This window comes from Micromonospora sp. ANENR4, assembly GCF_015354395.1.
Classification (GTDB): domain Bacteria; phylum Actinomycetota; class Actinomycetes; order Mycobacteriales; family Micromonosporaceae; genus Micromonospora; species Micromonospora aurantiaca.
Window position 1 is genome coordinate 319,165 of record NZ_JADKYQ010000001.1, and the last position, 23,353, is coordinate 342,517.

The 23,353-nt window shown below is 72.5% G+C and carries 21 protein-coding genes, 1 tRNA gene and 1 pseudogene; 7 read left to right on the plus strand and 16 right to left on the minus strand.

What is annotated here, in order from left to right; genetic code table 11:
- Window positions 1-23 precede the first annotated feature (23 nt).
- The 7 genes and pseudogenes from IRY44_RS01465 to IRY44_RS01495 form a co-directional block, all read right to left on the minus strand.
- Window positions 24-857, minus strand: coding sequence for an inositol monophosphatase family protein (locus IRY44_RS01465; RefSeq protein WP_194798665.1), 834 nt, complete (start codon window positions 855-857; stop codon window positions 24-26).
- 65 nt (window positions 858-922) lie between these two features.
- Complete coding sequence (gene pth, locus IRY44_RS01470) at window positions 923-1,513, minus strand: aminoacyl-tRNA hydrolase (RefSeq protein WP_043326805.1); 591 nt, start codon at window positions 1,511-1,513, stop codon at window positions 923-925.
- Between the two features lie 99 nt (window positions 1,514-1,612).
- The gene (locus tag IRY44_RS01475) at window positions 1,613-2,308 is read right to left on the minus strand and encodes a 50S ribosomal protein L25/general stress protein Ctc (RefSeq protein WP_194798666.1); all 696 of its coding nucleotides are present in this window, start codon (window positions 2,306-2,308) and stop codon (window positions 1,613-1,615) included.
- A gap of 284 nt (window positions 2,309-2,592) precedes the next feature.
- A complete protein-coding gene (locus tag IRY44_RS01480; protein ID WP_013283956.1) occupies window positions 2,593-3,573 on the minus strand; it encodes a ribose-phosphate diphosphokinase in 981 nt (326 codons plus the stop codon).
- A gap of 56 nt (window positions 3,574-3,629) precedes the next feature.
- Window positions 3,630-5,153 (minus strand): annotated as a pseudogene (glmU, locus tag IRY44_RS01485) (bifunctional UDP-N-acetylglucosamine diphosphorylase/glucosamine-1-phosphate N-acetyltransferase GlmU); the annotation flags it as partial.
- A 116-nt stretch (window positions 5,154-5,269) separates the two neighbouring features.
- Window positions 5,270-5,341 (minus strand) — tRNA-Gln (locus IRY44_RS01490).
- A gap of 8 nt (window positions 5,342-5,349) precedes the next feature.
- Entirely contained in the window at window positions 5,350-5,982 is a 633-nt protein-coding gene (locus tag IRY44_RS01495) for a resolvase (protein ID WP_255532902.1), read from the minus strand.
- 307 nt (window positions 5,983-6,289) lie between these two features.
- Between IRY44_RS01495 and IRY44_RS01500 the strand changes: the two genes are divergently transcribed.
- Window positions 6,290-6,955, plus strand: coding sequence for a TetR/AcrR family transcriptional regulator (locus tag IRY44_RS01500; RefSeq protein WP_194798668.1), 666 nt, complete (start codon window positions 6,290-6,292; stop codon window positions 6,953-6,955).
- 34 nt (window positions 6,956-6,989) lie between these two features.
- On the opposite strand, the gene IRY44_RS01505 is transcribed toward IRY44_RS01500, so the two are convergent.
- Window positions 6,990-7,448, minus strand: a complete 459-nt coding sequence (locus IRY44_RS01505) for an ester cyclase (protein WP_121686223.1) — start codon at window positions 7,446-7,448, stop codon at window positions 6,990-6,992.
- A gap of 107 nt (window positions 7,449-7,555) precedes the next feature.
- On the opposite strand from IRY44_RS01505, the gene IRY44_RS01510 reads away from it, so the two are divergent.
- On the plus strand, window positions 7,556-8,182 hold the full coding sequence (locus tag IRY44_RS01510; RefSeq protein ID WP_194798669.1) for a TetR/AcrR family transcriptional regulator: 627 nt from the start codon (window positions 7,556-7,558) through the stop codon (window positions 8,180-8,182).
- A gap of 34 nt (window positions 8,183-8,216) precedes the next feature.
- On the opposite strand, the gene IRY44_RS01515 is transcribed toward IRY44_RS01510, so the two are convergent.
- From IRY44_RS01515 to IRY44_RS01540, 6 genes are all read right to left on the minus strand, one after another.
- Window positions 8,217-8,690 carry a DUF4383 domain-containing protein gene (locus IRY44_RS01515; RefSeq protein WP_194798670.1) on the minus strand — a complete coding sequence of 158 codons (474 nt, stop codon included), beginning with the start codon at window positions 8,688-8,690 and terminating at the stop codon, window positions 8,217-8,219.
- Window positions 8,691-8,806: 116 nt separating this feature from the next.
- Window positions 8,807-9,262 carry a DUF4383 domain-containing protein gene (locus IRY44_RS01520; protein ID WP_194798671.1) on the minus strand — a complete coding sequence of 152 codons (456 nt, stop codon included), beginning with the start codon at window positions 9,260-9,262 and terminating at the stop codon, window positions 8,807-8,809.
- A 97-nt stretch (window positions 9,263-9,359) separates the two neighbouring features.
- Window positions 9,360-11,159: an ABC-F family ATP-binding cassette domain-containing protein gene (locus tag IRY44_RS01525; RefSeq protein WP_194798672.1), complete on the minus strand. Its 1,800-nt coding sequence runs from the start codon at window positions 11,157-11,159 to the stop codon at window positions 9,360-9,362.
- 65 nt (window positions 11,160-11,224) lie between these two features.
- Window positions 11,225-12,178 (minus strand): 4-(cytidine 5'-diphospho)-2-C-methyl-D-erythritol kinase, encoded by a 954-nt coding sequence (locus IRY44_RS01530; protein WP_194798673.1) that lies wholly within the window; start codon window positions 12,176-12,178, stop codon window positions 11,225-11,227.
- A gap of 86 nt (window positions 12,179-12,264) precedes the next feature.
- Window positions 12,265-13,134 carry a 16S rRNA (adenine(1518)-N(6)/adenine(1519)-N(6))-dimethyltransferase RsmA gene (rsmA, locus tag IRY44_RS01535; protein ID WP_194798674.1) on the minus strand — a complete coding sequence of 290 codons (870 nt, stop codon included), beginning with the start codon at window positions 13,132-13,134 and terminating at the stop codon, window positions 12,265-12,267.
- Between the two features lie 13 nt (window positions 13,135-13,147).
- Window positions 13,148-14,050, minus strand: a complete 903-nt coding sequence (locus IRY44_RS01540; protein ID WP_194798675.1) for a TatD family hydrolase — start codon at window positions 14,048-14,050, stop codon at window positions 13,148-13,150.
- Between the two features lie 81 nt (window positions 14,051-14,131).
- Between IRY44_RS01540 and IRY44_RS01545 the strand changes: the two genes are divergently transcribed.
- Both IRY44_RS01545 and IRY44_RS01550 read left to right on the plus strand, forming a co-directional pair.
- The gene (locus tag IRY44_RS01545; protein ID WP_194798676.1) at window positions 14,132-15,376 is read left to right on the plus strand and encodes a hypothetical protein; all 1,245 of its coding nucleotides are present in this window, start codon (window positions 14,132-14,134) and stop codon (window positions 15,374-15,376) included.
- Window positions 15,377-15,437: 61 nt separating this feature from the next.
- Window positions 15,438-16,289, plus strand: coding sequence for an alpha/beta fold hydrolase (locus tag IRY44_RS01550; RefSeq protein ID WP_194798677.1), 852 nt, complete (start codon window positions 15,438-15,440; stop codon window positions 16,287-16,289).
- 58 nt (window positions 16,290-16,347) lie between these two features.
- On the opposite strand, the gene metG is transcribed toward IRY44_RS01550, so the two are convergent.
- Window positions 16,348-18,150, minus strand: a complete 1,803-nt coding sequence (gene metG / locus IRY44_RS01555) for a methionine--tRNA ligase (RefSeq protein WP_120573982.1) — start codon at window positions 18,148-18,150, stop codon at window positions 16,348-16,350.
- A 127-nt stretch (window positions 18,151-18,277) separates the two neighbouring features.
- Between metG and IRY44_RS01560 the strand changes: the two genes are divergently transcribed.
- On the plus strand, window positions 18,278-19,108 hold the full coding sequence (locus IRY44_RS01560; RefSeq protein ID WP_228531245.1) for a hypothetical protein: 831 nt from the start codon (window positions 18,278-18,280) through the stop codon (window positions 19,106-19,108).
- Window positions 19,109-19,121: 13 nt separating this feature from the next.
- On the opposite strand, the gene rsmI is transcribed toward IRY44_RS01560, so the two are convergent.
- Complete coding sequence (gene rsmI, locus IRY44_RS01565) at window positions 19,122-19,961, minus strand: 16S rRNA (cytidine(1402)-2'-O)-methyltransferase (RefSeq protein ID WP_228531347.1); 840 nt, start codon at window positions 19,959-19,961, stop codon at window positions 19,122-19,124.
- A gap of 92 nt (window positions 19,962-20,053) precedes the next feature.
- Between rsmI and IRY44_RS01570 the strand changes: the two genes are divergently transcribed.
- A complete protein-coding gene (locus IRY44_RS01570) occupies window positions 20,054-21,724 on the plus strand; it encodes a dolichyl-phosphate-mannose--protein mannosyltransferase (RefSeq protein WP_194798679.1) in 1,671 nt (556 codons plus the stop codon).
- A 336-nt stretch (window positions 21,725-22,060) separates the two neighbouring features.
- The gene (locus tag IRY44_RS01575; RefSeq protein ID WP_194798680.1) at window positions 22,061-23,353 is read left to right on the plus strand and encodes a VWA domain-containing protein; all 1,293 of its coding nucleotides are present in this window, start codon (window positions 22,061-22,063) and stop codon (window positions 23,351-23,353) included.

A 23,353-nucleotide genomic window follows, 5' to 3' on the forward strand; every position in this document is an offset into this window, starting at 1 on the left:
ACTCGTGAAGAAGAACGCTCAGGTTACCCGGAATGCCGCTGCAACGCTGCAAGCAACCGACTCGCGAGATCCTTGCGGCAGACCAGCAGATCCGGTAGACGCGGGTCGGCCCCGTTGTATTTCAGCGCAGAACCGTCGATCCGGGAAGCATGCAGACCGGTGGCCGTCGCCACAGCGACCGGAGCGGCCGAATCCCACTCGTACTGACCGCCCGCATGGATGTACGCGTCGACCTCGCCGGTCACCACGGCGGCGATCTTCGCGCCCGCCGAGCCCATCGGAACCAGATGAGCGCCGACGTCCTCTGCCAGGTCGGTCAGGAAAACCGGCGGACGGCTACGACTGGCCGCCAACCGGATGACCCGCGCGCCGCCCCCGGTGGCCGCCTCCACGGTCATCGGCGGGTACGCCGGCGGGTGGTCCGTGCCCAGCACCCGGTGCTGGGCCGGCAGCGCCACCGCGCCCGCCACCAGACCGTGCGGCCTCGACGCGTTACGCGACCAGAGCGCCACGTGCACCGCCCAGTCCGCGCGCCCCTCCTCCGCGTACTCCCGGGTGCCGTCCAACGGGTCGATGATCCAGACCCGGTCCGCGTTCAGGCGCGACAACGCCGCGTCCGTCACCTCCGCCGTCCAGGCCAGCCGCGAGCCCTCGTCCTCCTCCGACAGCACCGCGTCCGCCGGCCGCCACTTCGCCAGCTCGGTGCGGATCAGGTCGTGCGAGACCTTGTCACCGGCCGACCGGAGCGCGCCCGCGTCGGCGAAGCCCATCTCCGCGCGCAGGGCCGTCAGCGCCTGACCGGCCCGGGACGCCAGCCACCGGGCGAAACCGCCGTCGATCATCGGAGGACTGCCCATGATGCTCCCGTCACCCGCCTTCGCTCCCGCCGCCCGAGGCTACCGGCCGCGCTCCGCCCCGCCGGTCAACCCCCGTGGTACAGGTTCTGCGTCGGCTCCACGCCCTTCAGGACCACCGACTCCACCACGTCCGCCGCGCGGTCCACCAGGAACTCCAGCTCCTTGCGCTCCGACGGGGAGAAATCCGAGAGTACGTAGTCGGCCGGGTCCTGCCGGCCCGGCGGCCGGCCGATGCCGAACCGCACCCGCACGTAGTCCTTCGTGCCGAGCGACTTCGACATCGAGCGCAGACCGTTGTGCCCGCCCTCGCCGCCGCCGCACTTCACCCGCACCTGCCCGTACGGGATGTCCAGCTCGTCGTGGACCGCGATCACGTGCGCCGGCGGGATCTTGTGGAACTGCGCCAGCCCGGCCACCGGACCGCCGGAGAGGTTCATGTACGTCAACGGCTTCAGCAGCACCAGCTTCGGGCCGCCGAACCCCAGCCGCCCCTCGGCGGCCTCGGCCATCGCGCGCTTGTGCCGCCCGAACTTCGCGCCCACCCGGGCCGCCAGCAGGTCGGCCACCATGAACCCGACGTTGTGCCGGTTGCCCGCGTACTCCCGGCCGGGGTTGCCCAGGCCGACCACCAGCCACGGTCCCGCCTCGTCCGTCACCCGACGCCCCTTCCCGCTCGCTCGCCCGACCAGCCGTCCCGATACGCCGACAGGCGCCCCCGGAACCGGGGACGCCTGTCGCACAGCCTTGCGGACCGGTCAGGCCTCGGTCTTCGCCTCGGCCGGGGCCTCCTCGCCCTCGGCGGCCGGAGCGCCCTCGGCACCCTCGGCGGTCTCCTCGCCGACCTCGGCCTCGGCCTCCTCTGCGGCCTCCTCGACCTCGGGGAGGGTGGCCTCGAGCTGCTCGGCGGTCGGAGCGGCGGTCACCGAGGCGACAGCGGTCTCCTCGTCGGTGGCCAGCTCGACGCCGGACGGCAGCTCGACGTCGGCAGCGGTGATCGTGGTGCCCGGCTCGGCGCCCTCGATCGACGCCTCCAGGTGGTCCGGCACCTTGGTCGCGTCGGCGGTCACCGACAGCGTGTCGTGGTCGTGCACGATCAGGGTGTCCTTCGCGGCCTCACCGGTCAGCTGGACCGGGACCTCGACGGTGACCTTCTCGCCGCGGCGGACCAGCAGCAGGTCCACGTGCTCGAAGGTGTCCTTGATCGGGTCACGCTGGATCGCCTTCGGCAGCGCCAGCACCTGGGTGCCGTCGCTGACCTCGATCGCGAAGAGCTGGTTCGCGCCGCCCTTGCGGATCGCGGCGGCGAACTCCCGCGCCGGAAGCGCGATGTGCTTGGGCTTCTCGCCGTGGCCGTACAGCACGGCGGGCACCTTGCCGGCCCGGCGGGTACGACGGGCACCACCCTTGCCGAACTCGGTACGGGGCTCGGCGCTGATCTTTACCTCGGACACGGGGAAACTCCTGATGCTTCGCTGCGGCGGCTTGTCGTCTGGCGGTGCTGGGGCGAGGGGCTCGCTGGGGCTAGGGTCATGAACGACCGCCCGGAGCACCGCGTCGATGACGGCGCCTCCGTGCGGTGCTTGTCAGCAGCCCGCCGGGCACCCTCGCCGTGGCAACCGCACCAGTCTACCCGAGGGATTTCCCGGCTCTCCGGCAGTCCCCCATATCACCGCCCCGCCGGTTCCGCAGGGCATCGGCCCGGCCGCCGGGAACTCCCGGCGACCGGACCGCACGCTCAGCTCAGGCCACCGAACAGGGTGGTCACCGAGCCGTCGTCGAAGACCTCCCGGATCGCCCGCGCGAGCAGCGGGGCGATCGACAGTACGGTCAGCTTGTCCAGCTGCTTCTCCGACGGCAGCGGCAGCGTGTTCGTCACCACGACCTCGCTGATCGGGCTGTTCTTCAGCCGCTCCGTCGCCGGGTCGGACAGCAGCGCGTGGGTCGAGGCGACCACGATCTCCGCCGCGCCCTGCTCCTTGAGGATGTCCGCCGCCTTGGTGATCGTGCCACCGGTGTCGATCATGTCGTCCACGATCAGGCACACCCGGCCCTCGACCTCACCGACCACCCGGTTCGCCACCACCTGGTTCGGCTTGAGCGGATCGCGGGTCTTGTGGATGAACGCCAGCGGGCAGCCGCCCAGCCGGTCGGTCCAGCGCTCGGCCACGCGCACCCGGCCCGAGTCCGGCGCCACCACGGTCATCGGCCGGCCCGCGTACTTGTGCTCCACGTACTCGGCCAGCACGTCCATCGCGAACAGGTGGTCCACCGGGCCGTCGAAGAAGCCCTGGATCTGCGCGGTGTGCAGGTCCACCGTCAGGATCCGGTTCGCGCCGGCGGTCTTCAGCAGATCCGCGATCAGCCGCGCCGAGATCGGCTCCCGGCCACGGTGCTTCTTGTCCTGCCGCGAGTACGGGTAGAACGGCAGTACCACGGTGATCCGCTTGGCCGAGCCGCGCTTCAGCGCGTCGACCATGATCAGGGTCTCCATGACCCAGGTGTTGACGCCGTGCGTCACGGACTGCACCACGAAGGCGTCCGAACCACGGACCGAATCCTTGTACCGTACGAAGATCTCGCCGTTGGCGAAGTCGTACGCGTCGGCCGGCGTCGGCGCGACGCCGAGCACCTCACCGATCTCCTTGGCCAGCTCCGGAAAACCCCTCCCGGAGAAGAGCATCAGGCTCTTGCGGTTTTCGGCGACGATGCTGCCCATGGGCCCGTCTGCTCCCGTATGTCGGTGGTGCCCGGCGGCGGTGGGGCCGGGGACTGTTCGGTTGCAGTATGCCCCCGGTTCAGCGATCCACCCACGGCCCGGCGATCGCCGTGGAGTCAGTCACCTTCGCTTGCGGCGCCGCCCGTGTCCGGCGCACCCTCACCGGCCCGCCGCGCCGCCTCCGCGGCTTCCGTGCCGGCCCGCTTGCGCAGCACCCAGCCCTCCACGTTGCGCTGCTGACCACGCGCCACCGCCATCGCACCGGGCGGCACGTCGCCGGTGATCACCGAACCCGCAGCGGTGTACGCGCCGTCGCCCACCCGCACCGGCGCCACGAACATGTTGTCCGCCCCGGTACGGGCGTGACTGCCGATGGTGGTGTGGTGCTTGCGTACCCCGTCGTAGTTGACGAAGACGGTCGCCGCGCCGATGTTGCTGTGGTCGCCGATCGTCGCGTCGCCCACGTACGACAGGTGCGGCACCTTCGACCCGTCACCGATCGACGCCTTCTTGGTCTCCACGAACGTGCCGACCTTCGCCTTGCGGCCCAGCCGCGACTCCGGCCGCAGGTACGCGTACGGGCCGACGCTCGCCTGCGGACCCACCTCGGCGCCGAGCGCCTGGCTGCGCACGATGCTCGCGCCCGCCCCCACCACCGTGTCGACGAGCGTGGTGTCCGGGCCGACGAGCGCGCCCTCGCCGACCGTCGTGGCGCCCTGGAGCTGCGTGTTCTGGTCGATCACCGCGTCCCGCTCGACGGTCACCGTCACGTCGATCCAGGTGGTGTGCGGGTCGAGGATGCTGACGCCGGTACGCATCCAGCCCTCATTGACCCGGTCGCGCAGCAGCCGGCGCAGCGCGGCCAGCTCGACCCGGTCGTTGCAGCCGAGCGTCTCCACGTGGTCGGCGGCGCAGTGCACCGCCACCGGCTCACCGGCGTCGCGCAGCAGCGCGAAGACGTCGGTCAGGTACTCCTCGCCCTGGTCGTTGTCGGTGGAGAGCTTGCCCAGCGCCTCCCGCAGCCGGGCCGCGTCGAACGCGTAGATGCCCGCGTTGATCTCCCGCAGCGCGCGCTGCTGGGGGGTGGCGTCGCGCTCCTCGACGATCTGCTCCAGGTGCCCCTGCACGTCCCGCACGATCCGGCCCAGGCCGGTCGGGTCCGGCACCTCGGCGGCCAGCACGGTGGCCGCCGCGGCGGCGTCCTCGTGCGCCTCGACGAGCGCCTGGACCGTCTCCGGCCGCAGCAGCGGCACGTCGCCGTTGATCACCACGACGGTGCCTGTCGCGTCCGGCACCGCGTCCAGCGCGATGCGGACCGCGTGGCCGGTGCCGAGCTGGCGCTCCTGAAGCACCGGCGTGGCACCCGGGGCGACCTCGGTCAGGTGCTCCCTGACCTGGTCGGCGCCGTGGCCGACCACGACCACGGTGCGGTCCGCGCCGAGCGGACCGGCCGCGGCGAGGACGTGACCGAGCAGGGTACGACCGAGCAGCGGGTGCAGCACCTTGGGCAGGGACGACTTCATCCGCTTGCCCTCACCGGCGGCGAGCACGACAACGGTGCGGAGGTGGGGCTGGGACACGACGTGGCTCCCGTCGGGACGGCGACAGTCTCGCGGTCATGCTAACCACGCGGCTCGCCACAATTCGCATCCGGCCGCACAAACGCCGTTCGCCCGAGAGCGATCCGACGAATGAGCTGGGGTGCCTGGATTCGAACCAGGAGCTCAAGGCTCCAAAGGCCTGCGGGTTGCCGTTACCCCACACCCCATCGCCATGTCAAGACCTACGGAGCAGCGTCTTCCCTTGCGCTTCGCCCGCGATCCGGAACAGCTCGGCGATCATACCTTCGATCCGCCAGTAGAGCTCACGACTGCGGGGCACGCTGATCACGAGGCAGCCGTGATAGGTGTCGCCAGTGTTCCGCCGTACCGTTGTCGGGTTGTGCCGCTTGAGCACCGTACGGCGAAACCTCTCCGCGGGCAGCCGCAGCCGCGCCACCCACCAGCGCACAGCGGCCTCGGCGTCCGCCGACTCGTGGATGCTCACGCGATAGGTCGGCACCGTCCGGTCCACGCCGCAGACCTCCAGGAATCGGAGGAACAGGGCCAGCAACCCCGGATCGGTGTTGACGAACTGGATTGTCACCGCCCGGCGCCAGGGCTTGGACTTGACTCCCTCGCACCAGTAGATCGCGGCACCGAGCATCAGCAGGTCCCGCTCGCCGAGACCGCCGACCACACCGGCGGCGCGGGCGTGCTCCGCAGCCTGTGCGGCGTCGCGCGACTCCCGGTACGCGCTCCAGCGCGCCTCCGTCATCGCCTTCGAGTGCTCGCGGCGCCGCTGCGCGCTCGCGTCGTCGGGATCCAGCGGCAGGTGCCGCACCCACTGGTAGGCGGTCGACTTCGCCACCCCGAGCCGCACCGCGATCTGATTGACCGACCGGCCCGCCGTGCGCAGCCGCAGGGCTTCGGCACGGGCGTCGTCCCGGGCGCGTGGCCGGCGGGGTCCACGCCGGCGGCGGGATGCCGCGCAGCAGCGCGTACACCCGGTCGCGGCCGATGCCCAGGCGAGCCCGGATCTCGGCGACGGAGAGCTGCTCGTCCACGCGTAGGCGCCGCGCCTCGGCGGCGAGGGGGTCGGTCACCGGCGCAGATTAGAACGTGCGTACGACAGCGGCCGGTCTGACCGCGAGCGTCGCGCCTGGCAGGATGGACGGGTGACCGACGTTTCCGGCAACGACCGCACCCGTCGGCGGCCCGTGCCGGCGGCGAAGCCCTCCCGGGTACGGATGTCCGCGACGCAGCGGCGCGAGCAGCTGATCTCGATCGCCCGGCAGATCTTCGCCGAGAAGGGCTTCGACGCGACCTCGATCGAGGAGATCGCGGCGCGCGCCAAGGTCTCCAAGCCGGTGGTCTACGAGCACTTCGGCGGGAAGGAGGGGCTCTACGCGGTGGTGGTGGACCGGGAGGTCCGCTCGCTGCTGGACCGGATCACCACGGCGCTGACCGCAGGTCATCCGAGGGAGTTGCTGGAGCAGGCCGCGTTGACGTTGCTGACCTACATCGAGGAGGAGACCAGCGGCTTCCGGGTGCTGGTCCGGGAGTCCCCGCTGATGTCCGCGACGGGCAACTTCAGCAGCGTGATGAACGACGTGGCGCACCAGGTGGAACACATCCTGGCGGGCGAGTTCTCCATCCGGGGCTACGATCCGAAGCTGGCGGAGCTCTACTCGCAGGCGCTGGTGGGCATGGTGGCGCTGACCGGCCGCTGGTGGCTGGAGGTGCGCAAGCCGCGCAAGGAGACGGTGGCGGCGCACCTGGTGAATCTGGCCTGGAACGGGTTGTCGCACCTGGCCTCGAAGCCGGGGCCGATCGGGACGTGAGCCGGATCCTCGGCCGTGCGGTGCGGTGGTGGCACTACGCCCCTGCGGCGGCTGCGATCGCCGAGTCGAAGTCGGGGCCGGCACCGATCTGGGCGAGCAGCACGTTCGCCGCGTTGTAGCAGTCGAACCTTTCGATCTTTCCGTCCCGCAGATGCCAGAGATCAGCGGTCGGCACGTCGATCCGGTTGCCGGTCGGCGGGATCTCGCCGGCCGGCGTGGGGAAACCGCCGAGGTGGGTGCCCTGAATTCGTAGTTCGACGGCGACGACGTCACCGAGAGCATGCACGTCGAGCAGTTCGCGGTGGACGTCGGGAAAGACGCCGGCGAAGCCGGTCAGCGCCTGCGGAATCTGGTCCCCGCGGAATGTCAGCCCGTTGGGCATGTCGTTGAACGTTCCGTCCTCGGTGAACAGGGCGCGGAAGCCGGGCCCGTCGAGGACATCCCCTTCCGCCAGCCGGTACGCCTCGCGAACGATCTCTTCGTTGCTCTTCATTCTGCCCGTCCTCGATTGTCGCGCCACCGCGGGAACAGTTCTCGCCGATGCGCGCCGCCCACGCTAGCAAGTTTTTGACCGGATGGTCAATAACGTAGGCTTCCCCCGTGGCCCGTCCCCGCAAGTTCGTCGAGAGCGACGTCGTCAGCAGCGCCAGCGAGGTGTTCGCCGTGCACGGCCTCGCCGCCTCGACCCTCGACGACCTGGTGCGGGCGACCGGCCTGGGCAAGCAGAGCCTCTACAACGCCTTCGGCGGGAAGCGGGAACTGTTCCTCCGGGCGCTCTCCGAGGATCGGGAGGAGGCAACGCGCGCCGTCTCGGAAGCACTCGGGCACGACGGCGCTTCGCCGCTGGAACGAATCCGGGGGCACATGCTCCGCATGGCGATCGAGTTCAGCAGCAGCGATCGGCGGGTCTCACTCACCACGCGCGCGCTCGTCGAGTCGACAGGCGAGGAGGACCCGCTCTCGACCGTCACGAAAGCCGGCATCGAGCAGCTCGCCGGGGTCTACGCCGGATGCCTGGAACACGCCCGGGAGAACGGGGATCTCCCGGAGGACGCGAACGTGCAGTCACTGGCGGTCTACTTCGTCGCGGTCACCCGGGGGATGGAGTTGCTCGGCCGCGCCGGTGTCGGCCGTGGCGTTCTCACCGCTGTCGCACTCGACGCGCTTCGCGCGCTCCACGACCCGCGGACGGACCAGGCCGACGGCGGTCGCCCGACGCTCCAATGAGCCGCGGCGCCCGTCGTGGCGACGAGGGCGCCGGTCACCGAGAGCGTTCCCCGATGGGGTGGTAGCGGCGCTGCCGTTCCTCCTCGGCGTGCTCGGGTGTGCCGACCTTGTCGTACAGGCCGGTGGCGAGCAGGACCAGCCCGAACAGCAGCGACACGATGACCGTCGACATGGAGAAGTTCAGGAAGTTCGCCGGGGTCTGGAGCACCGACATCATCAGGATGCCGGTGACCAGGAAGACCACCCCGGCGGTGAGGTTCATGTAGTGGCCGAGGTTGTCGCGGCGGGACGCCCCGACCAGCAGGACCGCGCCGAACACCACCGAGACCAGCGAGAAGGCCAGGTTGGTGCGCAGGCCGAGCGCCCAGTCGCTGTCCCGGCCGAACAGCCCTTCGCCCCAGGTCTGGAAGACGCCGAAGACGCCGAAGACCAGGATGTAGAGGCCGATGAGCCCGGACAGCACCCGGTAGAGCGGCCGCGCGGGGTGGTTCACCGGGAAGTGCGCCATGATGCCCTCCAGCCATGTGACTGATTCGGGGCAATTGTCGCTTGGGATGTCCGTCGGCGTCCGGAAAACACCGAAGGCCCGGCGCGCTGCGCCGGGCCTTCGGGTACGAGACGGGATCAGAGCACCAGGCGGGCCTTCTGCCAGGCCTCGTGCTCGTCGTCGGAGCCGACCTTGCCGTACATGCCGACCATCAGGAGCACCAGCGACAGGGTCAGGACCACGACGTCGGTCATGATCGAGAAGTTGAAGATGTTGGCGTCGGTCTGCAGGAACGCCAGGGCGGCCAGGCCGATCACCATCAGCGTGTAGGCCAGCCACTGGTTGATCGCCACGTCGAGGTTGCGACCGATCGCGGTGCCGACCAGGATCACGACGCCGACCAGCACCGACAGCAGCGAGAACGCCATGTTGGTGCCCTGGCCGAGGACCTTGGTGTCGTCCTGGGCGAGGAAGTCGTTGCCGGCGCTGGCGATGATGCCGAGGCCGCCGAAGACGACGAAGTACAGACCAACGAGCCCGCCGATCGCCCGGTAGATCGGCCGCGCGGGGTGGTTGACGGGGGTGTGGGCCATCTCTGCGTCTCCAAAAGACCGTTCGGACGAGGGTTCCACCGGTGATTCTCCCGTACGCCGGTCAGTGACGCCGCACACCCCCCACCCCGGCGGCAGGTCAGCCGCCCGGGAGCTCCTCGGCGAGGGCCAGCCAGGTCTCCTCGGTGCGGTCCCGCTCGGCTCGTACCTCCTTGAGCTGGGCGTCCAGCTCGGCGACCCGGGCGTAGTCGGTGGCGTTCGCGGCGAGCTGCTCGTGCAGGCCCGCCTCCTTCTGTTCGAGCTTGGCGATCTGCCGTTCCAGCCGGTTCAGTTCCTTCTTCGCGACGCGTACCTCGGCCGCTGACATGCCCTCGCGCGCCGGCGCCGCCGTGGCCGGGGTGAGATCGGCGGGCGCCGGGCCGCCGGACGCGGCGGCGCGCGCGAGGTATTCGTCGACTCCGCCGGGCAGGTGCACCAGCCGGCCGTCACCGAACATGCCGTACGCGACGTCGGTGACCCGCTCGATCAGGTAGCGGTCGTGGCTGGCCACGACGATCGTGCCGGGCCACGAGTCGAGCAGGTCCTCCAGCGCGGCGAGCGTGTCGGTGTCCAGGTCGTTCGTGGGCTCGTCGAGCAGCAGCACGTTGGGTTCCCCGGCGAGCAGCCGCAGCATCTGCAGGCGGCGGCGCTCGCCGCCGGACAGGTCGCTCACCGGGGTCCAGAGCCGCTTGTCGTCGAAACCGAAGATCTCGGCGAGTTGGGCGGCGCTGATCTCCCGGTCGCCGAACTGCACGCGCCGGGCCACCTCCTCGACGGCTTCCAGCACGCGCAGGTGGCCGGGGAGTTCGGCGAGTTCCTGGGACAGGAACGCGGGCCGGACTGTCTGCCCGGCGGCGAAGCGCCCGCCGTCGGGGCCGGTCACCCCGGCGAGCATCCGCAGCAGGGTGGTCTTGCCGGCGCCGTTGCGGCCGAGGATCGCGACCCGGTCGCCGGGACCGACCTGCCAGGTCGTGTCGTGCAGGATCTCCTTCGGGCCGGCGTGCAGCCGGACGTGTTCGAGGTCGTACACCTGCTTGCCGAGCCGGGCGGTGGCGAGCCGTTGCAGCGACATGGTGTCGCGGGGTTCCGGCACGTCGGCGATGAGCGCGTTCGCGGCGTCGATGCGGAACTTGGGCTTCGAGGTGCGGGCCGGGGCACCCCGGCGCAGCCAGGCGATCTCCTTGCGGAGCAGGTTCTGGCGGCGGGCCTCGGTGGCGGCGGCGACGCGTTGCCGTTCGACGCGGGCGAGCGTCCACGCGGCGAAGCCGCCCTCGTACGCCCGGACGGTCTGGTCGGCGACCTCCCAGGTGGTGGTGCAGACGGCGTCGAGGAACCAGCGGTCGTGGGTGACCACGACGAGCGCGCCCTTGCGGGTGACGAGGTGCCGGGCCAGCCAGTCGACGCCGCCGACGTCGAGATGGTTGGTGGGCTCGTCGAGGACGAGCAGGTCGGCGTCGCGGACCAGCAGCGCGGCGAGCGCGACGCGGCGGCGTTCCCCGCCGGACATCGGGCCGACCGGCGTGTCCAGGCCGAGGTGGGGCATGCCGAGGCCGTCGAGGATGGCGCGCACGCCCGCGTCGCCGGCCCACTCGTGCTCGGCGCCCATGCTCTCGCCGAGCCAGGCGGTGCCGAGCACGACGTCCCGCACGGTCAGCTCGGGGGCCAGGTCCAGGCGCTGCGGCAGCCAGGCCACCCGCAGGTCGCGGCGGTGCGTGACGCGGCCGTCGTCGGGTTCCTCGGTGCGGGTCAGCAGCCGCAGCAGCGTCGACTTGCCGGCGCCGTTGAGACCGACCACACCGACCCGGTCGGCGTCGTCGAGGCCGAGCGAGACGTCGGTGAGCAGCGGCCCCGCGGCGCCGTACCCCTTGGACACCCGGTCCAGGTTGACGATGTTGGCCACTGACCCACCCTTCATGACTCAGGCGTCCCGGGGGCCCGGGACGCCTGAGTCAAGGGTACGGGGCGTCAGACCACGCGGGCGCCGGCGACCGGGCCGTGCGCGACGCGGGCCTCCCGGCACACCCCGGCGGCGGTGATCTCGGCGGCGATCCGGACCGCGTCTGCTTCACCGGTGGCGAGGAAGACGCAGGTGGGTCCGGAGCCGGAGACGATGCCGGCGAGCGCGCCCGCGGCCTCGCCCGCCTTGAGCGTCTCGGCCAGCGACGGGCGCATGGTCAGCGCGGCGTCCTGGAGGTCGTTGCCGAGCGTGGCGGCGAGCACCCGCGGGTCGCGCTGACGCAGCGCGGCGAGCAGCGCGTCGGTGCTGCCCAGCGGCGTGCCGGCGGCTCCGGCGTCGCGCAGCCGGTCCAGTTCCCGGTACGCGGCCGGGGTGGACAGGCCGCCGTCGGCGATCGCCACCACCCAGTGCCAGGACGTGGGGCGGGCCAGCACCGGGCTGACCGCCTCGCCCCGGCCGGTGCCGAGCGCGGTGCCGCCGTGGATCAGGAACGGCACGTCGGAGCCGAGGTCGGCGGCGATGCCGGCCAGCTCGTCGCGGGACAGCCCGGTGCCCCAGAGCGTGTCGCAGGCGACCAGCGCGGCGGCGGCGTCGGCGCTGCCACCGGCCAGCCCGCCGGCGAGCGGGATCTGCTTGCGCAGGTGCAGCCGGGCGTGCGGGGCGACGCCCGCGTAACCGGCGAGCGCGTGCGCGGCGCGCAGCGCCAGGTTGGTGTCGTCCAGCGCCAGCTCGCCGGCGCCCTCGCCCTCCATCGTGAGGGTGAGCGTGTCGCCGCGACGGGCGGTCAGCTCGTCGTAGATGGAGATCGCGTGGTAGACGGTGTTCAGCTCGTGGTAGCCGTCACGCCGCAGCGGTCCGACCCCGAGATGCAGGTTGACCTTGGCGGGCACCCGCACCTTGACCGGGCCGCCGGCCCCGCGCCGCTGCCCGTCCTCGTCCCCCGGTCGCCATGCCTCGGTCACCGGCTGGACTCCACCGGACGTGGGCGGATGTCGAACGGCTTCGGCACGGTCAGCTCCTCGGCGAGGGGTCGGGCAACGGCGCCAGCCTACTGCTCGCCGCCGGGGGCGTCCGGGGCCGACGCGGCGATGGCGGCGAACTGCTCGACGGTGAGCGATTCGCCCCGGGCGCCCGGATCCACGCCGGCGGCGGTGAGCGCGGCGGCGGCCCGGTCCGCGCCGCCGGCCCAGCCGGCCAGGGCGGCGCGCAGCGTCTTGCGGCGCTGCGCGAACGCGGCGTCGACGACGGCGAAGACGGCCTTCCGGGGTACGTCCGGCCGGGGCGGCTCGCGCCGGGTGAACGCGACCAGACCGGAGTCGACGTTCGGCACCGGCCAGAACACGTTCGGCGGGACCTTGCCGGCGGCGCGGGAGCGGGCGTACCAGGCGAGTTTGACCGACGGGATGCCGTACACCTTGGAGCCGGGACCGGCGACGAGCCGGTCGGCGACCTCCTTCTGCACCATCACCAGGCCGTGGCGCAGCGTGGGCAGCTCGGCGAGCAGGTGCAGCACGACCGGCACGGCGACGTTGTAGGGCAGGTTCGCCACCAGCGCGGTCGGCGCCGGGCCGGCCAGGTCGGCGGCGGTGACCCGCAGCGCGTCGGCCGGATGGACGGTGAGCCGCTCGGCGGCCGTACCGGCGAAGCGGGCTGCGGTCTCCGGCAGCGCGGCGGCGAGCGCCGGGTCGAGTTCCACCGTGTGCACGTGCGCGGCGACCGGGAGCAGGGCGAGCGTGAGCGAGCCGAGCCCGGGGCCGACCTCCAGCGCCACGTCGTCCGGGGTGAGCCCGGCGGTGGTGACGATCCGGCGCACGGTGTTCGGGTCGTGCACGAAGTTCTGGCCGAGCTTCTTGGTCGGCGTGACGCCGAGGCGCGCGGCGAGTTCCCGGATCTCCGCCGGGCCGAGGAGTCCGGTCACGCCGGGCATCCTCTCACCACGGCCCGAACGCGCGGTCGCCGGTCGCGGAGATGGTGGCGCAGAGTTCGTCCAGGTCGGTGCCGGTGGTCTCGGCGAGGAAGCGGACCGTCAGCGGGATCAGGTACGACGCGTTGGGCCGTCCCCGGTACGGCATCGGGGTGAGGTAGGGCGCGTCGGTCTCCACGAGCATCTGCTCCGGTGGGGTGACGGCGGCGGCCTCGCGCAGCGCGGCGGCGCTGCCGAACGTGACGGTGCCGGCGAAGCTGAGCAGGAAGCCGCGCCGGACGCACTCACGGGCGAAGTCGGCGTCGCCGGAGAAGCAGTGCATGATCACGGTGTCCGGGGCGCCCTCGTCGTCGACGATGCGCAGTACGTCGGCGTGCGCGTCCCGGTCGTGGATGACCAGCGCCTTGCCGTGCCGCTTGGCGATGGCGATGTGCGCCCGGAAGCTCTCCTCCTGCGCGGCCCGCCCGTCGTCGCCGGTACGGAAGAAGTCCATGCCGGTCTCGCCGACGCCCCGGACCCGGTCCCGGCCGGCGAGCGTCTCGATCTCGCGCAGCGCCTCGTCCAGGTCGGCCAGCCGGGGCGCCTCGTTCGGGTGCAGCGCGACTGTGGCGAGCACCGGGGCGTACCGGTCGGCGACGTCGGCGCCCCACCGGGACGAGTCGACGTCCACCCCTACCTGGACGAGCCGGTCCACGCCGGCCCGGGCGGCGACGTCGATCGCGGCGGCCACCGGGTCGTCGCCGGGGGCGCCGCCGGGAGGCGTGCCGAACTCGCCGACGGTGATGTCGAGGTGGGTGTGGCTGTCCAGCACGGGTACGGGCAGCGGCTCGGGGGCGGGCGGGAACTCCCCGGCCCGGCGGGCGGCGCGCTGCTTGCGGGTCTCGGTCTGCTCGGTCATCGCGGCCAGCATCACACACCGGCCCGGGGCGGCGTTCCCGGACCGCCACCGCCTGTTCACGTGCCCCACATCTGGCGGGCTTAGCGTCCCGGAGTGACCGTCACCGACCAGGCCGGCGGGCCCGCCTCCGACCGGGCCGGGTTGCGCGTGACGTACGGCGGCCGGGTGCACCCGGCCGAGGAGATCGCCCGGGGCGCGGCGTACGAGTTGTTCAGCGCCGACGAGGCACCCGGGTTCGAGTGGTGTCCCCGGCCGGGCGGCGGCTATCCGTGGCGCCGGTTCGTGCACGCCACCGAGGTGGACGCGGTGCACGGGGGCGCCGGGTCGGCCGACGACACGGACGCGCCGCTGCTGATGCCGGTGCACCGCGACCGGGGCTGGGCGTACCTGCACCAGCTCAGTCAGCAGCCGGGCGCGGCGGCCGATCCGACGCTCGCCGCGGTACGGGCGTCGGCGGTGATCCGGCCCGGTACCCGGATGGTCAAGGTGCTCTCGGCCCGGCAGCTCGCCGGGTACGTGCGCGGCTGGCTGCCGCACGGCTTCTGCTACCGGGAGCACGACGTGGCACACCTGCGGACGCCGGCCGGGATGGCGGTGCTGCGGGGCGACTCCGAGGGCGGTGACGTGGCGTACGCGCTGCGCTGGCGGGCCGCCGACCCGGCCGACTACGACGTGCCGGTGGGCGCGGCGCACCGAGGGCTCATGGCCTTGCCGCCCCGGGACCGGCTGGGGCCGCCGGTGCTCGGTACCGGGTTCGTGCCGAGCAGCGCGCAGCTCGTACCGGAGTTCGTCACCCGGGACTTCGCCGACCTGCCGATGCCGGCGAACGCCACGCTGCTGGCCTACCCGGCCGAGGGGGTGGAGGTGGTGCTCTACACCTACCAGGCGGAGCAGCGGGGCTGGCTGCGCCTGGCCGGTCCGCAGTGGCGGCACCTGCTCGCCGCGGTACCCGGGCTTTCCGCCGACCAGGAGTACGTGCCGACCGGCGACGCGCCGCGCTCCACCCGGCTCGTCGGCACGTACGCGGGTGCGGAGTACGAGGCGGTGGCCGACCAGCCGGGCGGGTTCCGGGTGCTGGCGATGACCCGGGCGGCCCGGTACCCGGTGGACGCGGCGGCCCGGCGGGTGCGCGCGGCGGCGTGGCGCGGCGTGCCGTGCCTGGTGCTGCGGGAGGAGGGCGGCTGGCTGCGGTTGCGGCTGCGCCGCCCGGATCCGGACGCGGTGGCCGCGACGGGTGCGCAGTGTCTGGAACGCGGCGTGTACGAGGTCTGGGCGCCGGGCGCCGAGCTGACCGACGACCGGGTGGCGGACCTGCCCTATCCGGCCCGGCACGCATAGACGGGGGCACGTCGGGAAGGCGTGGGGCGTCCGAGAAACCCGCGCGAGGGGGAATCCCGACATGCCTTTCGTCACCGTCGGTACGGAGAACTCCGCACCCATCGACCTGTACTACGAGGATCACGGTTCCGGTCAGCCGATCGTGCTGATCCACGGTTTCCCGTTCAACGGGGCGACCTGGGAGAAGATGAGCGGTCCGCTGCTGAACGCCGGATACCGGGTGATCACGTACGACCGGCGAGGGTTCGGCAACTCCGCCCAGCCGGCCAGCGGCTACGACTACGACACGTTCGCCGCCGACCTGGACGTGCTGATGACCGAGCTGGACCTGCGCAACGCCATCCTGGTCGGGCACTCCATGGGCACCGGTGAGGTGACCCGCTACCTGGGCGCGTACGGGTCGGACCGGGTGGACCGGGCGGTCCTGATGGCCCCGTTGGCGCCGTACCTGCTGAAGGCGCCCGACGACCCGGAGGGCGTCGACAAGAGCATGTTCGAGGGGTTCCAGAAGGCGATCATCCAGGACCGGTTCGCCTACCTGACCCAGTTCTGCGACGCGTTCTTCAACGCCAGCGAGAACCGGGGGAAGCTGGTCAGCGACGAGGCGTACCACGCGCACTGGCAGATCGGCGCGCAGGCGTCGGCCAAGGGCACCCACGACTCGGTGGACGCCTGGCAGACCGACTTCCGCGGTGACCTGCCGAACATCGACGTGCCGGTGCTGATCATCCAGGGCGACAAGGACAACGTGCTGCCGTTCCCGGTGACGGGCCAGCGGCTGGTGAACATGCTGTCCGACGCCAAGCTGGTCACGCTGAAGGGTGCGCCGCACGGCACGCCGTGGACCCATCCCACCGAGGTCAACAAGGCCATCATGGAGTTCATCGGCAAGCCGAGCATGGCGACCGCCTGACCTGGCGGACGACCGCGGCCCCGGGGATCTCCCCGGGGCCGCGGTCACGCGTGCGTGGTCAGCCGGCCAGGCGGGCCAGCTCCTCCTCGACGATGGACGGGTCGAGCTTGCGGAACACCGGCTTCGGCGCCGCGAGCGGCCGGCCCACCTCCAGGGGTACGGACTCCCAGCGCGCCCCGACCGTGTAGTCACCGGTCAGCACCGGGTACGACGGCCCGCCGTCGAGGTCGTCGACCTCCTCGATCACCGGCATGGGCGCGTGCACGCCGGTGCCGCCGAGCAGCTCGTGGATCTTCTGCGCGGAGTGCGGCAGGAACGGGGTCAGCAGCGTGTTGGCGTCGCTGACGACCTGGAGCGCGACGTGCAGGATGGTGCCCATGCGGGGCTTGTCGTCCTCGCCCTTGAGCTTCCACGGCGCCTGCTCGGAGAGGTACTTGTTGGCCTCGGCGACGACCTTCATGGCCTCGCCGATGGCCTGCTTCTGCCGGTGCCGGGCGATCAGGTCGCCGACGGTGGCGAAGCCGGCCTTCGCGGTGTCCAGCAGCGCCTGGTCGGCCTCGGTGAGCCCGGCCGGGTCGACCGGCGGGATCGCGCCGAAGTTCTTCGCCGCCATCGACACCGACCGGTTGACCAGGTTGCCCCAGCCGGCGACCAGCTCGTCGTTGTTGCGGCGCAGGAACTCGGCCCAGGTGAAGTCGGTGTCGTTGCTCTCCGGGCCGGCCACCGCGATGAAGTAGCGCAGCGCGTCGGCGTCGTAGCGCTCCAGGAAGTCCCGGACGTAGATGACCACCTTGCGGGAGGAGGAGAACTTCCGCCCCTCCATGGTCAGGTATTCGCTGGAGACGACCTCGGTGGGCAGGTTGAGCCGGCCCAGCTCGCCCGGCTCGCCGTCGCGGGCGCCCGCACCGGAGTAGCCACCGAGCAGCGCCGGCCAGATCACCGAGTGGAAGACGATGTTGTCCTTGCCCATGAAGTAGTACGAGACGGCGTCCTTCCCCTCGCCGTCGGCGGACCACCACTTGCGCCAGGCCTCCGGGTCGCCGGTGCGGCGGGCCCACTCGATGGACGCGGACAGGTAACCGATGACCGCGTCGAACCAGACGTAGATCCGCTTGTCCGGGCGGTCGCGCCAGTCGTCGAGCGGGATCGGCACGCCCCACTCCAGGTCGCGGGTGATGGCCCGGGGCTGGAGGTCGTCGAGGAGGTTGCGGGAGAACCGCAGCACGTTCGGGCGCCAGCCCTCGCGGGTGTCCAGCCACTGCCGCAGCGCGTCGGCCAGGGCGGGCAGGTCGAGGAAGAAGTGCTCGGTCTCGACGAACTCCGGCGTCTCCCCGTTGATCTTCGACTTGGGGTCGATCAGGTCGATCGGGTCGAGCTGGTTGCCGCAGTTGTCGCACTGGTCGCCGCGTGCGCTGTCGTAGCCGCAGATCGGGCAGGTGCCCTCGATGTAGCGGTCGGGCAGCGTCCGGCCGGTGGACGGGGAGATCGCCCCGGTGGTGACCTTCGGGACGATGTAGCCGTTGCGGTACAGGCCGGTGAACAGCTCCTGCACCACCGCGTAGTGGTTGCGCGTGGTGGTGCGGGTGAACAGGTCGTACGACAGGCCGAGCGCCCGCAGGTCCTCGGCGATCACCCGGTTGTAGCGGTCGGCCAGCTCGCGCGGGGTGACCCCCTCGGCGTCGGCCTGCACCTGGATCGGGGTGCCGTGTTCGTCGGTGCCGGAGACCATGAGCACGTCGTGACCGGCCATCCGCATGTACCGGGAGAAGACGTCGGAGGGAACGCCGAATCCGGATACGTGGCCGATGTGGCGCGGGCCGTTGGCGTAGGGCCAGGCGACCGCGGCGAGAACGTGACTCATGAGCAGCAAGCCTAGTGATTGACGTGGGTGCGCCGCGAACCAATGGGGTGCGCGCTCCGACCGTACGTCCGATTTGTCGCCGACACGCGGCGTGAGCTGCCCGACAAGCCCGACGTACCGGTGTGAAATGAACATCGTGACCAGTAGACCAGCGGCGCCCGAGCCGTCGGCCGCCGCCACCCGGCGTGCGGCGCGGCCCGCGCCGCCCGGCGGGCCCGTCGCCCCGCAGCCGCGGCTCGACCCGGCGGACCCGCCGGTGGAGGTGGAGCCGACCACCGGAGCGCCGGTGGACGCGGTGCCGAACCGCGTGCCGGTACGCCAGCCGCGCTGGCAGCGCGAGGCCGCCTCGTCCGGCGGGTGGGCGCCGATCGAGGAGGTGCACTGGGACGGCACGCCGCTGCGCGACGAGCCGCGCCCGCGTCCCGCCCCGCACCCGGCGCGGCGGGAACGCGCCCGCCCGGTCGCGCCGCCGAGCCCGCCCGCCGGGCTGGCCGTACTGCTGACGCTGAGCCTGCTCGCCGCGTTCTTCGCCTGGGTGAGCGCCGGGCCGTTCTGGCTGGCGGTGGGGCACTCGACCGGCGGCACCGTGATGATCACGCAGTGCGCGGGCGGCGGGCTCACCCAGCGCTGCCGGGGCATCTTCCTCGCCGACGGCGACCGGTTCCAGGCCCACGGGGTACGGGTCAGCGGCGTACCGGCCGGACGCACCGACACCGGCAGTTCGCTGCGGGCGCGGATGACCGGGCCGGACGGGTCCACCGCCTACGCGGACACCGGGGTCGGACGGCACCTGCGCTGGCTGCTGGGGCTGGCCCTGGTCGCCGGCTGCGCCGCCGGGATCGCCAGGTGGACCGGGGCGACCCGGCTCGCTGACGAACGGCAGCGGCGCTGGGCGGTCGGCCTCGCGCTGGCCGGGCCCGCGTTGATCACCGTCGGCTTCCTGGCCGCCGCCTGGTGAGGCGCCCGCCGCCTCAGCTGTGCACCACCGCGTACACCTCCCGCCGCCGCAGCCCGTACGCGGTGGCGACCTCGGTGATCGCGTCCCGCCGGGACAGCCCGGCCGCCTCGCGTTCGGCCACCGCCGCGCGCAGCGTCTCGTCGTCCGGCCGGACCGCGGGCGTGGCCGGTGCACCGGCCACGACGAGGGTGATCTCGCCCCGGGGGTCGCCCTCGGCGGCCCACTCGGCCAGCTCGCCGAGCGGCCGGCGGACCACTTCCTCGTACGTCTTGGTCAGCTCGCGGCACAGCGCGGCGGGCCGGTCGGCGCCGAACGCCTCGGCCAGGTCGGCGAGCGCGCCGGCGATGCGGTGCGGCGCCTCGAAGAACACCAGCGTGCGGTCCTCGGCGGCGAGCGCACGCAGCCGGGAACGGCGGGCCCCGGGGGTACGCGGCAGGAAGCCCTCGAAGCAGAACCTGTCGCAGGGCAGCCCGGACAGCGCCAGGGCGGTGGTCACGGCGCTGGGCCCGGGCGCGGCGGTGACCGGCACTCCGGCGTCCAGCGCGGCCCGGACCAGCCGGTAGCCGGGGTCGGAGACGCTCGGCATGCCGCCGTCGGTGACCAGCGCGACCGTGTAGCCGGCGGCGAGCACCTCGGCCAGTTCGGGCGTGCGCCGCTCCTCGTTGCCCTCGAAGTACGAGACGATCCGGCCGGGCACCGTCACGTCCAGGTCGCGGGCCAGCCGGGTCAGCCGCCGGGTGTCCTCGGCGGCGACCACGTCGGCGGCGGCCAGCACCTCGCGGAACCGGGCGGACGCGTCGGCCGGGTTGCCGAGCGGCGCGCCGAGCAACACGAGCCGGCCTACCTCGGACATTTCCCCCACGGCGTGCGCTCCTTCATCGACGGTCGTACCAATTTCGGAGACGACAGACGCCACCGGGCACCTTCGCAGCCTACGATCGCCGGGTGACGAGTGCGTCGACAGCACAGAGCGCGAACCCGGACCCTTCCACCACCGACCGGGGCGACGGCGCCGGGCGCGGGCTTCCCGCCGCCGTGCGGCGCCGGCTCGCCACCGTCGATGATCGCATCGGCCGAGGTCAGGCGTGGCTGGCGACAGCGGTAGTGGTGGGCGTCGCGGCGATCCTGCGCTTCGTGGGGCTCAGTTTCCCGCCCGGGAAGATCTTCGACGAGACCTACTACGCCAAGGACGCGTACGGGCTGATCGACCGCGGCTTCGAGTGGAACTACAAGGACAACGGCCCCTCGTACGTGGTGCATCCACCACTGGGCAAGTGGATGATCGGCATCGGCGAGTGGGCCTTCGGCTACCAGGACGCGGACAGCGGCGTCTCGGTGCCGGGCCACCTGATCACCACCTCGCCGGAGTTCGGCTGGCGCTTCGGCGCGGCCGTGGCGGGCACCCTGTCGGTGCTGCTGCTGGTCCGCATCGGGCGGCGGATGTTCCGCTCCACGGTGCTCGGCTGCGCGGCCGGTCTGCTGCTCGCGCTCGACGGCTATCACCTGGTGCTGTCCCGCACGGCCATCCTCGACATCTTCCTGCTGCTGTTCGTGCTCGCCGCGTTCGGCGCGCTGGTGCTCGACCGGGACGCCCGGCGGCGGCGCTGGGCGCGGGCGCTGGAGGGCGGGCTCGACCCGACGCAGCCGGGCCGGGCCGGCCGGCCGTCGTCGGGCTGGCGGGACTGGCCGTGGTGGCGGCTGGCCGCAGGTGTGCTGCTCGGCTGCGCCTGCTCGGTGAAGTGGAGCGCGCTCTACTTCGTACCGGCGTTCGCGTTGCTGGTGCTGCTCTGGGAGGTGGGCGTCCGCCGCTCGTCCGGGGTACGCCGGCCGTGGCGCGACGCCGTGCTCGACGAGCTGCCCTGGCTGCTCGCCGCCGGTGTGCTGATGGTCGTGACCTACGTGGCGACCTGGTCGGGCTGGCTGCTCGGGCAGGAAGGCTACTACCGCCTGGCGGAGCGCTACCCGAACAACCCGGAGCTGAGCGACACCCCGTTCATCGGGGCGCTGATCAACCTGTGGGAGTACCACAAGGCCGCGTACGGCTTCCACACCCAGCTCGACGATCCGCACAAGTACCAGTCCTGGCCCTGGCAGTGGCTGCTGCTCGGCCGACCAGTGGCGTTCCACTGGTCCGGGGACGGCAGTTGCGGCGCGCCGAGCTGCGCCTCGGAGGTGCTGCTGCTGGGCACGCCGCTGCTGTGGTGGTCGTTCCTGCCGGCGATCGCCGCGACCGCCTGGCTCGGCCTGGCCCGGCGCGACTGGCGGGCGGGCGCGATCCTGCTCAGCGCCGCCGCCGGCCTGCTGCCGTGGTTCTGGTTCGCCCTCGACGGCCGGACGATGTTCTCCTTCTACGCCGCCCCGGCGGTGCCGTTCCTGGTGCTCGCGGTGGTCTACGTGCTCGGCGCGATCGCCACTCCCGCGCCGGTGTCGAACACAGCCGCGCCACCGGACCCGCAACAGGTCCACGACAGGCGGCTGGTGGGCGGGATCATCGCGGGTGCGTACGTGTTGCTCGTGGCGCTCTGTTTCGCCTACTTCTACCCGATCTTCGTGGGCCGGGTGCTGCCGTACGCGGACTGGTCGGCCCGGATGTGGCTGGACGGCCGCTGGATCTGAGGCGGGGTGCCGGGTGCCTGCGCGGCGCCCGGCACGGCGCGTGACACTGCGCGGCGCCTGACGCAAAGAAAGCGCGCCCCGATCGCCTGCCACGGGGGAAGCGGGCGATTGGGGCGCGCAAGACAGAGCTTAACCACACTCCGGCAACGGCACAACGGGTGCGGGCCGGTCAGATTTCCGACGAGTGCACCACCGGCCGAAAGGTTTACATGGTGCAGCTAACGGTGGGTGGCCGAGCGCGACGGTGACGGCCCCGGCGGACGCCGGAAACGGGCCTCCGGCGGGCACCCGCGACCCGGATGATCTTCCAAAGTGGATCTCACTACACTTCGCCCGGTGATCAACAAGAGACGATCGACGGCCGTCCTCATCGGACTGCTGGCGGCGGCCGCGATGATCGGGCCGAGCCCCGCCGGGGCCGACGACGAGACCACCGAACCCGTCGCCGAACCACCCAAGGTCGAGCTGGTCCTCGACGTCAGCGGATCGATGCGGGCCCGCGACATCGACGGGCGCAGCCGGATCTCCGTCGCGCAGCAGGCGTTCAACGAGGTCGTCGATGCCCTGCCGGACGAGACACAGCTCGGCATCCGGGTGCTCGGCGCCACCTACCGGGGCAAGGACAAGAAGCAGGGCTGCCTGGACACCCAGCAGATCGTGCCGGTCGGCCCGGTGGACCGTACCCAGGCCAAGGCCGCCGTCGCCGGGCTGCGCCCGACCGGTTTCACCCCGGTCGGGCTGGCGCTGCGCTCCGCCGCGCAGGACCTGGGCACCGGCAGCACCGCCCGCCGGATCGTGCTGATCACCGACGGTGAGGACACCTGCGCCCCACCCGACCCGTGCGAGGTGGCGCGCGAGCTGGCCGCCCAGGGCACCCGCCTGGTCGTCGACACGCTCGGCCTGGCGCCGGACGAGAAGGTCCGCAAGCAGCTGCTCTGCATCGCCGGCGCGACAGGGGGCACCTACACCGCCGCGCAGAGCGCCGACGAGCTGACCGGCCGGATCAAGCAGCTCGTCGACCGCGCCCGGGACACGTACACCGCCGCCCCGGCGGTCGTCGGCGGCGGCTCGGCCTGCGAGGGCGCGCCGCTGCTCGCCCCCGGCGTCTACAGCGACCGGGAGGCGTTCTCCGAGCACCGCTGGTACCGGGTGCCGGTGCGCCCCGGGCAGGAACTGCGCGCCTCGGTCAGCGTGGCGCTGGACCGCCCGGTCAACCCGGACTACGGCGTGCTGCTGCGTGCCACCGCGCCGGACGGGCGGGAACTGGTCCGGGGCGTCGACGCGGGCAGCGGGCGTACCGACGTGGTCTCCGCCGGACTGCGCTGGTCGGCCGCCGAAGAGGAGGAGGACGGGCCGAGCCCGGAGCCGAGCGCCGGCACGGAGCAGTCCGTACGGACCGTCTGCCTGGTGGTCAGCAACTCGTTCGCGGCCAAGCCCGGCACCCAGGCCCGGCCCGGCATGCCGGTCGAGCTGACAGTCGACGTGGTGGCCGCCTCCCCCGCGCCGGACGGACCGGACCTCGGCCGCGGCTGGGTGCTGCTGCTCCTGCTCACGCTGGCCGGACTGCTCACCGGGCTGCTCGCCGGACTGCTCACCCGCTGGTGGGTGCACACGTGGAGGACGAACTGA

Bases quoted from the DNA above. Each gene is read 5' to 3' on its own strand.
- metG (WP_120573982.1), bottom strand. From the start codon at position 18,150: ATGAGTCACGTTCTCGCCGCGGTCGCCTGGCCCTACGCCAACGGCCCG.
- IRY44_RS01465 (WP_194798665.1), bottom strand. From the start codon at position 857: ATGGGCAGTCCTCCGATGATCGACGGCGGTTTCGCCCGGTGGCTGGCG.
- IRY44_RS01540 (WP_194798675.1), bottom strand. From the start codon at position 14,050: ATGCTGGCCGCGATGACCGAGCAGACCGAGACCCGCAAGCAGCGCGCC.
- IRY44_RS01560 (WP_228531245.1), top strand. From the start codon at position 18,278: ATGAACATCGTGACCAGTAGACCAGCGGCGCCCGAGCCGTCGGCCGCC.
- rsmI (WP_228531347.1), bottom strand. From the start codon at position 19,961: ATGTCCGAGGTAGGCCGGCTCGTGTTGCTCGGCGCGCCGCTCGGCAAC.
- IRY44_RS01505 (WP_121686223.1), bottom strand. From the start codon at position 7,448: ATGAAGAGCAACGAAGAGATCGTTCGCGAGGCGTACCGGCTGGCGGAA.
- IRY44_RS01515 (WP_194798670.1), bottom strand. From the start codon at position 8,690: ATGGCGCACTTCCCGGTGAACCACCCCGCGCGGCCGCTCTACCGGGTG.
- IRY44_RS01520 (WP_194798671.1), bottom strand. From the start codon at position 9,262: ATGGCCCACACCCCCGTCAACCACCCCGCGCGGCCGATCTACCGGGCG.
- IRY44_RS01480 (WP_013283956.1), bottom strand. From the start codon at position 3,573: ATGGGCAGCATCGTCGCCGAAAACCGCAAGAGCCTGATGCTCTTCTCC.
- IRY44_RS01550 (WP_194798677.1), top strand. From the start codon at position 15,438: ATGCCTTTCGTCACCGTCGGTACGGAGAACTCCGCACCCATCGACCTG.